This is a genomic window from Salinibacterium sp. CAN_S4, assembly GCF_015752305.1.
In the GTDB taxonomy this organism is placed as follows: Bacteria; Actinomycetota; Actinomycetes; order Actinomycetales; family Microbacteriaceae; genus Rhodoglobus.
The window spans coordinates 35703-49933 of the sequence record NZ_JADOVB010000003.1; the positions used below are offsets into that span (position 1 = coordinate 35703).

Consider the following 14231-nt stretch of genomic DNA (forward strand, 5'->3'; position numbering starts at 1 on the left):
GGTCACGCACACGTCCGGAGACCGGGGGGATGTCACTTGCGGTCACGAGTTCAACTCTTTCTCTGAATTACTGATCGGATGCGCCAGCGCACGGGAGCCGATCCCGTCCGCCTGCGAGGGAGTCACCCCTTGACGGCACCCGTGAGTCCGCCGACGATCCTGCGCTCGAACAGGCTGAAGAACACGAGTGCCGGGATCATCGAGAGCGAGGTGAACGCGAGCACCCTCGCCGTGTCGACCGAGTACTGGGAGGCGAAGGCCTGCACTCCGAGCGGCAACGTGTACGACGCCTCACCGTTCAGGATGAACAGCGGCAGCAGGTAGCTGTTCCAGCTGGCGATGAACGCGAGGATGCCGACAGTGATCACCCCCGGCATCGAGAGCGGGATGACCATGCGCCAGAAGAATCCGATGCGGCTGGCCCCGTCGATCGCGGCGGCCTCCTGCAGCTCCCGCGGGATCGCCTGGAGGAAGGGCACCAGGATGATGACGGTGATCGGCAGCGCGAACGCTATCTGCGGCAGGATGACCCCGGCGAGCGAGTTCGTGAGACCGAGGTTGCGGACAAGGATGTACAGCGGTGTGATCGCGACGGTCATGGGAAACATCAGGCCGGCCGCGAACAGTGCGTACATCGCCCCGCGACCGCGGAAGCTGTAGCGCGCGAGCACGAAGCTCGCCATCAGGCCGAAGGCCACGACGAAGAACGTCGTCGAGATCGCCGCGATCGCGGAGTTGCCCACCTGCCGCCAGAATCCGCTGTTGGAGAGCACCTCGATGTAGTTGATGAACTGCCACGTCGTGGGCAGTCCCGACGGGTCGACGGTGATCTCGGAGTTGCTGCGGAACCCACCCAGGATGATGAACGCGACGGGGACCAGCAGCAGCGCCACGATCACCAGCGCGAGAAAGTACACAGCCGGGGTGGTGAACGAGCGTTTTTTCGGCCGCGAGCCGATGGGCCTCGGGGTCTGCAGGGTGATGGCCATCAGATCTTGGCTCCTGTTATGGCGCCCTCGGTGTCTCGACGCAGCACGAAGCGCTGGTAGAGCAGGGCGATGATCAGTGAAGTAAGGAACATGACGACCGCGACCGCGCTGCCGTAGCCGTAACTGCCGGCGTTGCGACCGTTGGCGACCATGTATGTCGCCATCGTGGACGTGCCCGCGGTCGATGCGATGTACTGACCCCAGATGATGTAGACGAGGTCGAACAGTTGGAACGAGCCGATGATCGACAGGAACGCCCAGATCCTGATCGTCGGGCCGAGCAGCGGCAGCACGATGAAGCGCTGCACCTGCCAGTACGACGCGCCGTCGATGGATGCCGCCTCCGACAGCTCATCGGGAACTCCCTGAAGACCGGCGAGAAAGAGGATGACCGCGAAGCCGATGTACTTCCACGTGATGATCACCATGAGCGACCAGATGGCGATGTTGGGGTTGCTGATCCAGTCCTGGCGCAGCGCGCCGAGGCCGACGTTCTCGAGGAACCCGTTGACCGCGCCGTTCGACGAGAGCATGAGGCCCCAGCCGAGGCCGACAACGACCTCGGAGATCACGTACGGCACGAAGATCAGAACGCGGAGCGCCGATTGCCCCCGCATCTTGCGGTTGAGCAGCAGGGCGAGGCCGATGGCGACGGGTGCCTGGAAGACCAGGGAGAGCACCGCGATGATCGCGTTGTGACGCAGCGCTTCCTGGAACGAGGAGTCGGTCAGAATCGTGACGTAGTTACGCAGGCCGATGAACTCGGTTGCGGGGCCGATGCCACTCCAACTGAAGAAGCCGTAATACGCGGCGATGAGCACCGGCACGATGACGAAGCCGACGAAGATGATGAGGGCAGGGCCGGCAAGCAGGGCGATCTCGAGGCGCATGCGCCAGTCGGAGCCTCCCGGCGCCCGCCGGCGGGCCGGGGACGATGGTGTTGCATCGCCCCCGGCCGCCTCGAGATCCACCTGCGGGGCCCCGGTGAGCGGAGTCTCGCGAATGGATGTCATGAGTTGTGGCCCTACGACCGCGCCGCTGCGTCGTTCACGGCCGTGACGATGTCTTCGGCACTGCCCTGGCCAGCGAGAAGGTCGACGACGGCCACGTTCAGCGCGTTTCCGACATTCTGCCCGAAGAGGGTGTCAAGCCATACCGAGACATACGGAGCCGCGTTGTAGGCGGTGAGAACCTCCTGCAGTGCCGGGTCCTCCACGACGCCCTGGGCATCCTGGCTCGCGGGCAGGGTCTGGAAGGCGACAGCGTAGGCCTCCTGGTTTTCCTGCGTGGCGATGAAGTCCAGGAAGTCGACGCAGGCATCCGGTGCCTCCACGTGGCACGAGAACCCATCGACACCACCCATCATGGCGGCGGGGTCACCGTCGCCACCGTCGACGGCGGGGAACGGGAACCAGCGCAGGTCGGCCAGCGGCTGCTGGTCGGGGGTCAGGTCGGTGATCACTCCGGGGTTCCACGCTCCCATGAGCTCCATCGCGGCGATCTTGTTCGCGACGAGGCCAGCAGACGATCCTGCACCCTGCTGGGCTGCCGTGGTGAGGAAGCCGGTGTTGAACGGCTCGGTCTCGTTGAAAGCAGCGAGTTCTTCGCCAGCCTCGAGCCAGCAGTCGTCGTCGAACGCGCGGTCTGCGGCGGCCTGGTTGATGACATCCTGCGAGCAAGCGCGCAACGCGAAATTGTAGTACCAGTGCGCCGCAGGCCAGGCATCCTTCGCCCCGAGCGCGATGGGCTCGATTCCCGCATCCTTGAGCTGGTCGTTGGCGGCTTCGAGTTCGTCCATGGTGGTGGGCGCCTCCGTGATACCGGCCTGGTCGAACAGGTCCTGGGTGTAGTAGATACCGCTCGGCAGAACGGCCGTCGCCAGCCCGTAGTTCTTGCCGTCGACCTCGAACGCCGAGATCACACCACCGAGGGCGGTCTTCGTCTCGTCGCTCAGCAGGTCGGTGAGATCCTTGGCCTGTCCGGCCGCGACCACGTCGGCGAGCTTGCCGCCACCACGAGCCATGAAGATGTCTGGGGCGTCGCCCGAGTTGAGCGCGGTCTGCAGCTTTCCGTCCATCTCTTCGTTCTGGATGGACTGCATTTCGATTGTGACGCCGGGATTTTCGGCCTCGAATGCGGCGATGGTGTCGACCCAGTACGCCTGGCCGGCGCCCGTCGTGGAGTTCTGCCAGAACGTCATGGAGACGCTACCGTCGTCACTTCCCTCGGCATCTGCACTACATCCGCTGAGGACGAGGGCGCCGGCGGCGACAATTGCTCCGGCTGTGAGGAGCCTCTTGGCTTTCATGTGATGTTCCACCTGTTCTCTTCGTTGAGTGAATACCTCGGCACCGAGGCATTGCGGGTGCGCCGCGCGGTGAGCACGGTGTGATGCAGGTCCCGAGTCGTGCCCGGGGTGCTGGATTATCTCCAGGTTCCGTCAGCTTCACATTTGCCAGAAACAGTGTCAAACGTTTTCAAAAACGGTTTCTAGCGCTACTCTCGGACCATCATGGGGCGCAGACCGACGATCAATGACGTGGCCGCCGCCGCCGGTGTTTCGGTGGCGACCGTGTCCAAAGCTGTCAATGGCAGATACGGGATCGCGCCCGAGACCGCCGCCCGGGTGCTCGAAATCGTCAGGGAGCTCGGGTACGAATCGAGCATCGTCGCCAGCAGCATGCGCTCGCGCAAGACCGGCGTGATCGGGGTGCTGGTCGCGGATTTCGAGCCGTTCAGCGCCGAAATCCTCAAGGGCGTGGGCTCCGAGCTCCGGGACTCACACTACGACCTCCTCGCCTACGCGGGCTCCCGCCAGGTCGAGGGTCCGGGGTGGGAGCGGCGGTCGCTCCAGCGCCTCAGTGGCACCCTCATCGACGGCGCGATCATGGTCACGCCGACCGTGGTGAGCGCGTCATCAGACATCCCGATCGTCGCGATCGACCCGCACACCGGTCGGGCCGACCTGCCGACGGTGGAATCTGACAGCTTCAGTGGCGCCCGCCAGGCGACCCAGCATCTCATCGAGCTCGGGCACACCCGCATCGGCTTTATCGGCGGTCGTCCCGACCTCCGCTCGGCGGCGCTTCGGGATGCCGGATATCGCCGCGCCCTCGCCGACGCGGGATTGCCATACGACCCTGCGCTCGTTCGCGACGGACTCTACCAACAGCAGACCTCCCGGGAGCCCGCGCTGTCGCTCTTGCGCGGACGCAACCGCCCCACTGCGGTATTCGCCGCCAATGACCTCTCGGGTATTGCCATTCTCGAGGTGGCCGCCGAGCTCGGGCTCGACGTGCCCGGCGACCTGTCGGTGATCGGGTTCGACGACATTCCCGAGGCATCGCAGATGACGCCGCCGCTGACGACCATCCGCCAACCGATGAAGACCCTCGGCGCGACAGCGGCGCGGATGGTCGTGGCACTGCTCGCCGGCGAGCAGCCTGAGACCATGCACAGCCTGCTTCCGACCCGGCTGGTCGCCCGGGCTACGACAGCACCACCGCGGCCCGCCTGACTTCCCGGCTGAGCATCACGCTGAGCATCACGCGCCGGCTGAGCATGGCACCCGGGTTGAGCGAACCGCGCTGGCTAAGGTATTCGCATGCCAGACCACCAGGGACGCAGTGACAACGCGCGGCGCCGCAACCTCGCGGCGGTGCTGCAGCTGGTCCACCGCGGCAGTGGTCCGTCCCGGGCGGAACTGACCGCCGTCACCGGACTCAACCGCTCCACGATCGGCGACCTTGTGGCGGAACTCACCGAGCTCGGGCTCGTGCGCGAGAGCGACGCTCTCTCCAGCAATCGGGTCGGCCGCCCCTCTCCCCTCGTGCACCCCGACCCCCGGCCGGTCATCATCGCCCTCAACCCGGAGGTCGACTCCGTTACCGCCGCAGTGGTCGGCCTCGGGGCGCGCGTGGAGCATCGCGTGCGCCGGGAGGTCGACCATCCACTCGACCCTGAGGAGATGACAGCCGTCATCGCAGAACTGGTACGCGAGATGCGCGAGGCGAGCCCTGACCGGCACGTGCACGCCGTCGGGCTCGCCGTCCCCGGCCTGGTCAGGTCGAGCGACGGAACGGTGCGCTGGGCGCCCCACCTCGAGTGGCGCGAGGTGCCGATCACAACGATGGTCGCGAACGCCACCGGGCTCCCGACGTACGCCGACAACGACGCGAGCCTCGGTGCGGTCGCCGAGCGGCTGTTCGGGGCAGGGCGGGGCGTTGACGAGCTGGTGTACCTCAATGGCGGTGCCAGCGGCATCGGCGGCGGGGTCGTCGTGCGCGGCATAGCGCTGTCGGGAGTGCGCGGCTACGCCGGCGAGTTCGGGCAGAACCGGCCTGGCCTCGGCGACCCCGGCGATCGCACCACGCAGTACGGCACTCTCGAAGACGAGGTCAGCCGTGCCCGGTTGCTCGAGGTGGTCGGTCTGGAGAGTGCCGACGAACCGCAGCTCCGAGATGCCCTGCTCGCGTCATCCGACCCGGCCGTGCACAGCGAACTCGCTCGACAACAGCGGATTCTCAGCGTCGCCCTCGGTAACGCGATCAATGTGTTCAACCCCGAGCTCGTCGTGCTGGGAGGTTTTCTCGATGCGCTGTTGGCGTGGGATGCCGCGCTGCTCTGCCGCGGAATCCGCGAGATGACGGTCGCCGCGGCCTGGGAGGATGTCACCATCCTCCCGGCCGCCCTGGGCGAGAATCGCCTGCTGATCGGGGCCGCGGAGCTGGCGTTCACCGCCATGCTCCGCGACCCCGCTGCTGCCCGCTAGCCGGAGCGCCCCGCCAGGCGGCGGCGCAGCATCAGCGCGCCGCCGGCCGTCAGGAGCAGTAGCGCCGCGAAGGCTCGGAAGAGAGTACGTCGTACCGTGGGCGCTCCTCGCGCACATAGGCCGGAAATCCGGGCCGACCTGCACACCCTAAGAATGTCTCAGCGGAAACGGCAAGGCTTTTGTCGTCGATGACAGCTGCACCTATCGAATCGTGATCGAGCGTTGCGAGCGTTCGCGGCGTGTCTGCTTTCGGCGAGCACTCCATCCCTCGTGCCGCGGAGAATCTTCGCGGACAGGTTCCGCCAACCACGCTTTCGCGATAAGTTTGCCAGAACAACAATTTCTCGACGATGAGCCAGGAGTCGCATTATGCCCGTCACCCCCACCCCAGCAGACAAGTTTTCCTTCGGCCTCTGGACGATCGGATACAACGGCGCAGACCCGTTCGGTGGCCCCACCCGCGCTCCCCTCGATGTCGTGCACGCCGTCGAGAAGCTCGCGGAGCTCGGTGCATACGGACTCACCTTCCACGATGACGACCTCTACGCATTCGGGTCGACCGACGCCGAGCGTGACACGCAGATCGGCCGCCTGAAGCAGGCGCTCGCCGACACCGGCCTCATCGTGCCGATGGTCACCACCAACCTCTTCAGCGCTCCGGTCTTCAAGGACGGCGGATTCACCTCCAACGACCGCGGAGTGCGCCGCTACGCCATGCGCAAGGCCATGCGCCAGCTCGAACTGGGCGTCGAACTCGGCGCAAAGACGTTCGTGATGTGGGGTGGACGCGAAGGCGCGGAGTACGACGCAGCCAAAGACATCCGCAGCGCCCTCGAGCGCTACCGCGAAGCCCTCAACGTGTTCGGCGACTACGTCACCGACAAGGGTTACGACATCCGGTTCGCGATCGAGCCGAAGCCGAACGAGCCCCGCGGCGATATCCTGCTGCCGACTGTCGGCCACGCCATGGCGTTCATCGAGACCCTCGAGCGCCCCGAACTGTTCGGCCTGAACCCCGAGGTCGGCCACGAGCAGATGGCCGGGCTCAACTTCGCCGCCGGAATCGCCCAGACCCTCTACCAGGGAAAGCTGTTCCACATCGACCTGAACGGCCAGCGCGGCATCAAGTACGACCAGGACCTCGTGTTCGGTCACGGTGACCTGCACAACGCCTTCGCGCTCGTCGACCTGCTCGAGAACGGTGGCCCCAACGGCGGACCCTCGTACGACGGCCCGCGCCACTTCGACTACAAGCCGAGCCGCACCGAGGACGAGACCGGCGTCTGGGACTCTGCCGCCGCCAACATGAACACCTACCTGCTGCTGAAGGAGCGTGCGGCGGCGTTCCGCGCCGACCCCGAGGTGCAGGAGGCGCTCTCGGCGGCTCGCGTTCCCGAGCTCGCCGAGCCCACCCTCTCCGCCGGTGAGACCTACGACGACCTCCTCGCCGACCGGGCATCGTTCGAAGACTTCGACACCGATTCCTACTTCAACGGGAAGGGATTCGGGTTCGTCAGGCTGCAGCAGCTGGCCACCGAGCACCTGATGGGCGCTCGCTAACCATCGACCCCGACCCCGACCCCGACCCCGACCCTCCGGCCTTTCATTATTCCGGAGGTGATGTGGATGGTGGGGCAGGAGAGCTCAGCGTGAGCTCAATGGCCCCACCAGCCACTCCACTTTCACCACCTCCTGAATAATGACAGAGCCCGAAACGGGTGAGGAGAACATCATCATGACCCTCGTTGCCGGAGTCGACAGCTCCACCCAGAACTGCAAGATCGTCATCGTGGATGCCGCCACCGGGGTGACGGTCCGCTCGGGCCGCGCGGCTCACCCCGCCGGCACCGAGGTCGACCCGGAGGCATGGTGGACCGCGCTGCAGCAGGCCATCGCTGACGCCGGCGGTCTCGCCGACGTCGCCGCGATCTCCGTCGGGGGGCAGCAGCACGGCATGGTGGTGCTGGATCACGGCGGCCGCGTCATCCGGCCCGCCCTGCTGTGGAACGACACTCGTTCCGCGCAGGCGGCGCGAGACCTGGCCGTCGAGGTTCCGGACATCATCACCCGCACGGGTTCGAAGCCTGTGGCGAGTTTCACGAGCACGAAGCTGCGCTGGCTGCGCGACACCGAACCGCAGCACGCTGCCGCTGTCGCCGCCGTGGCGCTCCCCCACGACTGGCTCACCTGGCGCCTCAGGGGTTTCGGCCCGCAGAATCCGCGGCTCGATGCGCTCACGACGGATCGCTCTGACGCGAGCGGAACCGGATACTTCGACCCGGTCTCCGGCGAGTACGACAGGGACCTGCTCGAGCTCGCCATCGGAAATTCAGGAACTCTCGTTCCGCGGATCGTCGCGCCCGGCGCGTCGGCCGGAACTATTGCGTCAACTCCTGAATTTCCGACACCGGAGGGCGGGATGGTGGTCGGAGCCGGCGCCGGCGACAATGCCGCAGCCGCCCTCGGCCTTGGCGCGCGCGACGGTGACGTCGTGGTGTCGATCGGCACGAGTGGCACAGTCTTCGCGGTCACCGCGACTCCCAGCCACGACGAGACTGGCGCCGTCGCGGGATTTGCCGATGCAAGCGGGCTCTTCCTGCCTCTCGTCGCGACCCTCAACGCCGCGCGGGTGCTCGACTCGATCGCCGGACTGCTCGGCGTCACCCACGACGAACTCGGCACGCTGGCGCTGCAGGCGGAACCCGGTTCAGGCGGTCTCGTGTTGCAGCCGTATTTCGAGGGCGAGCGGACGCCCAACCTGCCGGATGCCACGGCCACCCTGTTCGGAATGACCCTCGCCTCCACGACCCGACCCGACCTCGCCCGCGCGGCGATCGAGGGGCTGCTCTGCGGTCTCGCAGACGGCATGGACGCCCTGCGCGCACAGGGCGTGCAGGCCCGGCGGATCCTGTTGATCGGCGGTGCCGCCCAGAACCGCGCGGTCTCGGCGATTGCTGCGCAGGTATTCGAGGTTCCGGTCGTGGTTCCGACGCCGGGCGAATACGTGGCACTCGGTGCCGCTGCGCAGGCAGCGTGGGCCCTGCAGGGCGATCGCCCTAGGTGGGACGTGCCGGTGCATGCCGAGCCGGCGGTCGACACCCGGCCGGTCATCCGGCAGCAGTACTCCGCACGTTAGGTCGAGCCGGCGGGGTCTAACACGCTGGGCAGATCCCGCTAGGCGGAGTCGCGCCAGACGATTTCGGTCGGCAGGAGCGTTCCGGTCTTCTCTGGCCGGATCCCGTTGACCAGGTCGAGCACGATCGAGGCAGCCTGGCGTCCCAGCAGGTCGGCGGGCTGACGCACCGTCGACAGTAGTGGGTAACACCGCTGGGCCCATTCGCTGTCGTCGAACCCGACGATTCCGATGTCGTCAGGGATGCTGCGGCCGGCCTGGCGAAGAACGTCGATGGCCCCGGCGGCGATCGCGTCAGACGCGGCGAACACCCCGTCGATGTCGGGTTCGCGGGCGAGGAGTTCTTTCATTCCCGCGACTCCGGTCTCGCGCGAGTAGAGGGGGTAATCCACGACGAGCCGTTCGTCGAAACGATCCCCGATCGCCGATCGGAAACCCGCCAGCCGATCGGCGCCTGAGTCGCGGTCGAGGGCGGCGGCGATCATCCCGATCCTGGTCCGACCGGTGTCGCGAAGTCGAGCAGTCACATCCTGGGCAGCTGTGTAGTTGTCGATCCCGACGAAGGCGATCTTCGGCACATCGGATGGATGCCCGACGGTGACCGCCGGCAGCCCGATCTCACTGATGGCGAGCGCGATGGGGTCGTGTTCGCGGGCCGAGACGATGATCACTCCGTCCACGAATCCGCCGCGCAGGAAGTCGGCCACTCTTGCGGAGTCGCGGTCAGACCCGATGATGAGGCACACCAGCTGGTAGTCGTCCTCAGACAGGCGCTCGTTCGTACCCAGCAGGATGGCGCCGATATTGGGATCCTCGAGGAACACGGAGTGCGGCTCATGCACGATCAGCCCGACGGCGCGCGTGCGCTGGGAGGCCAGATTGCGCGCGGCCATGTTGCGCACATAGCCCACTTTGGCGATCGCGAGTTCGATGGCCTCCCGCGCCGAGTCCGAGACGTAACGCTCGCCGTTGAGCAGCCTGGATACAGTTCCCCTGGACACCTTCGCCTCATCGGCCACGTCGAAGATCGTTGCTCTTTTCGGGCGATCGTCACTCTGGCGCATGATCGCTACTTTAGCTGTCATGGCGCCGTTCGAGGGCGGAACGTGAGCGCTCACGATTGACACTCCGAACGGCTCCCAGCTACGATTAAGGCTGCCCGCCCTGTAGAGCGGGCTTATTTTTGACTTTGCTCTGTGCACGCTCACAGGCATGCTAAAGGAGGCTGCTGTGAGGCGACACGAGACAGCCTCGGCCGCGCACGGCTGGCAGCGCGACGGAATTCTTTTCGGTTGCGACTACAACCCCGAACAGTGGCCCGTGAGCGTGTGGCACGATGATGTCGCGCTCATGGTCCAGGCCGGAGTCGACATTGTCGCGATCAACATCTTCGGCTGGGCGTCGATCGAACCTCGCCCCGGCGAGTACGACTTCGACTCCCTCGACGCGATCATCGCGCTGCTCCACGAGAACGGCATCAGGGTCAACCTCGGCACCGGCACCTCGTCACCGCCGCCATGGCTGTCGACGCGGCATCCGGAGATCCTGCCGGTGATGGCCGACGGCACCCGACGCTGGCCCGGCGGACGGCAGGCGTGGTGCCCGAGCTCGCCGGTGTTCCGCGAACATGCACTTCGCCTGGCTTCTGTCGTAGCAGAGCGATATGGATCCCATCCGGCTGTGGCCCTCTGGCACGTCTCCAATGAGCTCGGGTGCCACAACGCGCTCTGCTATTGCGACGTCTCGGCTGCCTCGTTCCGACGGTGGCTCGAGGCGCGCTATGACAGCATCACCCGACTCAATGACGCCTGGGGCACCACGTTCTGGAGCCAGCACTACTCGGACTGGAGCGAGATCCTTCCGCCCCGCTCCACGTTGTCTGCGGGCAACCCCGCCCAGCGGCTCGACTTCGAGCGCTTCAGTTCCGAGGAATTGCTGGGCTACTACCGCGAGGAGCTCGCCGTCATCCGCGCGGCCAGCACGGCTCCCGTCACGACCAATTTCATGGTCACCGCCCACATCCGCACCCAGGACTACTGGCGCTGGGCGCCCGAGGTCGATCTCATCGCCAACGACCATTACGTCGACTACCGGCTCGATCGTCCCGAGGTCGAGTTGTCATTCTCGGCGGACCTGACCCGTGGTCTCGCCCACGGCGAGCCGTGGATGCTCATGGAGACGGCCACGAGCGCCGTCAGCTGGCAGCCGCACAACATCGCGAAGGTGCCCGGCGAACTCGTCCGCACCGTCGCCTCCCACCTCGCCCGCGGGGCCGACGGAATCTGCTTCTTCCAGTGGCGGGCTTCGCGTCAGGGCGCCGAGAAGTTCCACTCCGCTCTGCTGCCCCATGCGGGAACCGACTCCAAGATCTGGCGCGAGACGCTCGGACTCAGCGCGATGCTCGACCGGCTGGCCCCGGTCAGCGGCACCAGGGTCGACGCTCGCGTTGCCATCATGTTCAGTTGGGAATCACGGTGGTCGGCGAGCCATGAAACCCACCCGTCTGAAGACGTCAGCTATCTCACCGAGGCTCATCGTGCCTACTCCGCCCTCCGATCAGCGGGGGTGACAGTCGATTTCGTCCCTCCGGGTGCAGACCTGGCCGGCTATTCGCTCGTCATCGTGCCTACGCTCTACTGCGTCAACGACAGCGACGCCCGCGGACTGTCCGACTATGTCGCCGGCGGGGGCCACGCAGTCGTGACTTTCTTCTCCGGTCTGGCCGACGACGAACTCCGGCTGCGGATGGATGCCACGGGGGCAACGCCGCCCGGAGCGTTCGCCGAACTCCTTGGAGCCTGGACCGAAGAGTTCTTCCCGCTCGGCCAGGGCGGCACGGCTTCGCTGACCGACGGTGCCACGGGAAGCATCTGGACGGAAATCGTGCGGGTGACCACAGCCACGGTCATGACCGAGTTCGCCGACGGGCAGGTCGCCGGTCATCCGGCCATCACCTCGAATGCGTTCGGTGACGGCAGGGCCATTTACGTTGCAACCGCACTCGATGATGACTCGTACGAGACCCTCGTCGCCAGCGCCCTCGCCGAGGCTGGCGTGACCGGCCATACGCTGGGCGCGGATGTCGAGGTCGTCACCCGTTCCAACGGCACCGACAGGTTCGTATTCGTGATCAACCACTCGGCCTCCGACGTGTCGCTCGCCGGAACGGGCACGGAGCTGACCACGGGCGAAAGCATCGACGGAATCGTCGCCGTGCCTGCCGGGGCCGTGAGGGTGCTGCGCGAGTCGATCCGTTAGAGTCGCACGACCCGCAGCACGAGCGCCTGCTGTGCCTGCAGCGGCGGCCAGGCAAGACCGACCGATCCCAGCACGAGGCCCGAGAGCGTTGCGCCGCCCGCCGCCAGCCACGGCGGGATGCCGTGGAAGTACTGCACCGGCGCACCGAGATCGAGAGGCTCGACGCGATAGTCTGCTGCGGGATCGAGCCCGGGCAGGATCATGCCAGTACTGGCCGCGTCCCTGGGTGCTTCGAGACAGACCACGGCGAAGATCGCTTCGCTGAGGTCGGCGGCGACGACTCCATGAAGTTCCACCGCGGCATCCGCGGAGTCGGCACGCACCACGGTCCCGGAGTGCAGCATGGCGCGATGCTTCTTGAACTCGCCGATCCAGGTGGCTGCGGAGGCGAGCTCCTCCTCGGTCGACGTAGTGAGATCCCACTCGATTCCCGCAGAGCCGAAGAACGCCGTCGCCAGTCGAAAGCCGAGATCGGTTTGGCGGCCGGTGGTGTGCGCCACGGTCGCCCCGAGGTGGCTGCCGATCACTTCCGGTGGCAGCACGATCGAGGTGTATCGCTGGATCCGCTGGCGCTCGACCGGATCGTTGGTGTCACTGGCCCACACCCTGTCGGTGAACTGCAGCACGCCGAGGTCGGTACGGCCGCCGCCCGAGGAGCAGGATTCGATCTCCAGCGAGGGATAACGGGAATTCAGTTCCGCCATGAGCCGCCAGGTAGCGAGGGTCTGACGGTGGGCCGATCCGCCGAGCATGTCCCGGTTCTGGTCCCACTTCAGGTACGCGATGTCGTACTGGTCGAGCAGTGCGCACAACTGGCCGAGCACGGAGTCGAAGGCCTCGGGGTTCGCGAGGTCGAGCACGAACTGGTTACGCCACGGTTGGGGCAGCCGGTTCGGCGAGCCGGTGAGCACCCATTCCGGATGCGCGCGCGCCACGTCCGAGTCGAGGCTCACCATCTCGGGCTCGACCCACAACCCGAAATCCATCCCGAGCGAGTGCACATGATCGATGATCGGGGTCAGGCCCAGGGGCCAGCGCTCCGGGTCGACAGTCCAGTCCCCGAGGGCGCGGGTGTCGTCGGTGCGACCCGTCATCCATCCATCGTCGAGCACGAACCTTTCGACACCGACGGATGCCGCGACCGAGGCCAGCGACGTCAACCGCTCGAGATCGTGGTCGAAGTACACCGCCTCCCACGTATTCAGGATCACCGGTCGTACGCCGACAGGGCGTCGGTGACGGGCCCAGGAGTGGAAGCGCTCAGACACACCGTCGAGGCCGGCGGCTGAGAAGGCGGCGAGGATCTGTGGAGACTCGTACCGCTCCCCCGCGGCGAGGGTGATTTCGCCGGGCGCGAGCAATTCGGCGGCTCCGAGCACGGCGCGACCCGTCGCATGAGATTCCGCGTACAGGTCGTGGTCGCCGCTGAAGGCCAGGTGCACGGCCCAGACCTCGCCGCTGCGGAATCCAAAGCCCGGCGTTCCCGCCGCGAGCAGTTCGGGGCTGTCGTGGCCGTTTCGACCGTGACGCGTCTGCCTGCTCCAGCTCCCGTGGGCGAGCTCGCGACGCTGGGGACGGCGTTCGAACGACCAGCGGCCCGTGACATCCAGCACCTCCCTCGCTCTGGGAGGGACCGGGAGGGTCGCACCCAGCCTGCCCAGGGTGAAGTCGGTGTCACCGGTGTTGGTCACGGTGGTGCGGGTCACGAGCAGGCCTTCGGGCGACAGGTCGAGGTGTACCGATGCCTCGAGGCCCTCTGCGGGATCCCGCAACGCGAAGAGGACGCTGCCCTGATCGCGTCGGTCGATGCGAGAGAGCGTGAACGATGGTTCGACGGTCTGCGAGCCCCTGTGGCCGGAGAGCCCGGGTGTTCCACTCCAGCCTTCGCTGGAGACGGGCAGCAGGCTCAGGGTCGAAGGAATGCCGATGGAACTGGGTGGAATCGCCAGGGTCTGGGTGTCGACCATGCTCTCGAGCTGCTGTGGGCTGAGATCACCGAGGTCCGCACCCCAGTGCACACAAGAGGGAACCCCCACCCCCCGGGCGTCCAGCACGACGCTGGTTCCCGGGGAGCGGAGGT

The 14231-nt window shown here is 66.6% G+C and carries 10 protein-coding genes; 5 read left to right on the forward strand and 5 right to left on the reverse strand.

Annotated elements, in window-relative coordinates:
• Nucleotides 1-122: 122 nt before the first annotated feature.
• Genes IWX81_RS09200 through IWX81_RS09210 form a run of 3 tightly spaced genes read right to left on the reverse strand, consistent with a single transcriptional unit; the run spans nucleotide 123 to nucleotide 3297 of the window.
• Nucleotides 123-989: a carbohydrate ABC transporter permease gene (locus IWX81_RS09200; RefSeq protein WP_199281040.1), complete on the reverse strand. Its 867-nt coding sequence runs from the start codon at nucleotides 987-989 to the stop codon at nucleotides 123-125.
• Nucleotides 989-2002: a carbohydrate ABC transporter permease gene (locus IWX81_RS09205; protein WP_199281041.1), complete on the reverse strand. Its 1014-nt coding sequence runs from the start codon at nucleotides 2000-2002 to the stop codon at nucleotides 989-991. The genes IWX81_RS09200 and IWX81_RS09205 overlap by 1 nt, the downstream gene beginning before the upstream one ends.
• 11 nt (nucleotides 2003-2013) lie before the next feature.
• A complete protein-coding gene (locus tag IWX81_RS09210; protein ID WP_199281042.1) occupies nucleotides 2014-3297 on the reverse strand; it encodes an extracellular solute-binding protein in 1284 nt (427 codons plus the stop codon).
• Between the two features lie 204 nt (nucleotides 3298-3501).
• Here IWX81_RS09210 and IWX81_RS09215 point away from each other — a divergent pair, with 204 nt between their 5' ends.
• The 4 genes from IWX81_RS09215 to xylB all read left to right on the forward strand — a co-directional run bounded on the left by IWX81_RS09215 (nucleotide 3502) and on the right by xylB (nucleotide 8896).
• Nucleotides 3502-4506 (forward strand): LacI family DNA-binding transcriptional regulator, encoded by a 1005-nt coding sequence (locus IWX81_RS09215; RefSeq protein ID WP_199281043.1) that lies wholly within the window; start codon nucleotides 3502-3504, stop codon nucleotides 4504-4506.
• Between the two features lie 87 nt (nucleotides 4507-4593).
• Nucleotides 4594-5760: an ROK family protein gene (locus IWX81_RS09220; RefSeq protein WP_199281044.1), complete on the forward strand. Its 1167-nt coding sequence runs from the start codon at nucleotides 4594-4596 to the stop codon at nucleotides 5758-5760.
• A gap of 369 nt (nucleotides 5761-6129) precedes the next feature.
• Nucleotides 6130-7320 (forward strand): xylose isomerase, encoded by a 1191-nt coding sequence (gene xylA, locus IWX81_RS09225; RefSeq protein WP_199281045.1) that lies wholly within the window; start codon nucleotides 6130-6132, stop codon nucleotides 7318-7320.
• Nucleotides 7321-7495: 175 nt separating this feature from the next.
• Nucleotides 7496-8896 carry a xylulokinase gene (gene xylB, locus IWX81_RS09230; RefSeq protein WP_199281270.1) on the forward strand — a complete coding sequence of 467 codons (1401 nt, stop codon included), beginning with the start codon at nucleotides 7496-7498 and terminating at the stop codon, nucleotides 8894-8896.
• A 38-nt stretch (nucleotides 8897-8934) separates the two neighbouring features.
• Here xylB and IWX81_RS09235 read toward each other — a convergent pair whose 3' ends face one another.
• The gene (locus tag IWX81_RS09235; RefSeq protein ID WP_334593681.1) at nucleotides 8935-9978 is read right to left on the reverse strand and encodes a LacI family DNA-binding transcriptional regulator; all 1044 of its coding nucleotides are present in this window, start codon (nucleotides 9976-9978) and stop codon (nucleotides 8935-8937) included.
• A gap of 145 nt (nucleotides 9979-10123) precedes the next feature.
• Between IWX81_RS09235 and IWX81_RS09240 the strand changes: the two genes are divergently transcribed.
• Nucleotides 10124-12151, forward strand: coding sequence for a beta-galactosidase (locus IWX81_RS09240; RefSeq protein ID WP_334593683.1), 2028 nt, complete (start codon nucleotides 10124-10126; stop codon nucleotides 12149-12151).
• Here the strand turns inward: IWX81_RS09240 and IWX81_RS09245 are convergent.
• Nucleotides 12148-14205 carry an alpha-galactosidase gene (locus IWX81_RS09245; RefSeq protein WP_334593685.1) on the reverse strand — a complete coding sequence of 686 codons (2058 nt, stop codon included), beginning with the start codon at nucleotides 14203-14205 and terminating at the stop codon, nucleotides 12148-12150. The genes IWX81_RS09240 and IWX81_RS09245 overlap by 4 nt on opposite strands.
• Nucleotides 14206-14231 lie beyond the last annotated feature (26 nt).

What these genes read in the sequence shown, in the direction of transcription:
- IWX81_RS09200 (WP_199281040.1), bottom strand. Translation starts at nt 989, where the DNA reads ATGGCCATCACCCTGCAGACCCCGAGGCCCATCGGCTCGCGGCCGAAA.
- IWX81_RS09205 (WP_199281041.1), bottom strand. Translation starts at nt 2,002, where the DNA reads ATGACATCCATTCGCGAGACTCCGCTCACCGGGGCCCCGCAGGTGGAT.
- IWX81_RS09210 (WP_199281042.1), bottom strand. Translation starts at nt 3,297, where the DNA reads ATGAAAGCCAAGAGGCTCCTCACAGCCGGAGCAATTGTCGCCGCCGGC.
- IWX81_RS09215 (WP_199281043.1), top strand. Translation starts at nt 3,502, where the DNA reads ATGGGGCGCAGACCGACGATCAATGACGTGGCCGCCGCCGCCGGTGTT.
- IWX81_RS09220 (WP_199281044.1), top strand. Translation starts at nt 4,594, where the DNA reads ATGCCAGACCACCAGGGACGCAGTGACAACGCGCGGCGCCGCAACCTC.
- xylA (WP_199281045.1), top strand. Translation starts at nt 6,130, where the DNA reads ATGCCCGTCACCCCCACCCCAGCAGACAAGTTTTCCTTCGGCCTCTGG.
- xylB (WP_199281270.1), top strand. Translation starts at nt 7,496, where the DNA reads ATGACCCTCGTTGCCGGAGTCGACAGCTCCACCCAGAACTGCAAGATC.
- IWX81_RS09235 (WP_334593681.1), bottom strand. Translation starts at nt 9,978, where the DNA reads ATGACAGCTAAAGTAGCGATCATGCGCCAGAGTGACGATCGCCCGAAA.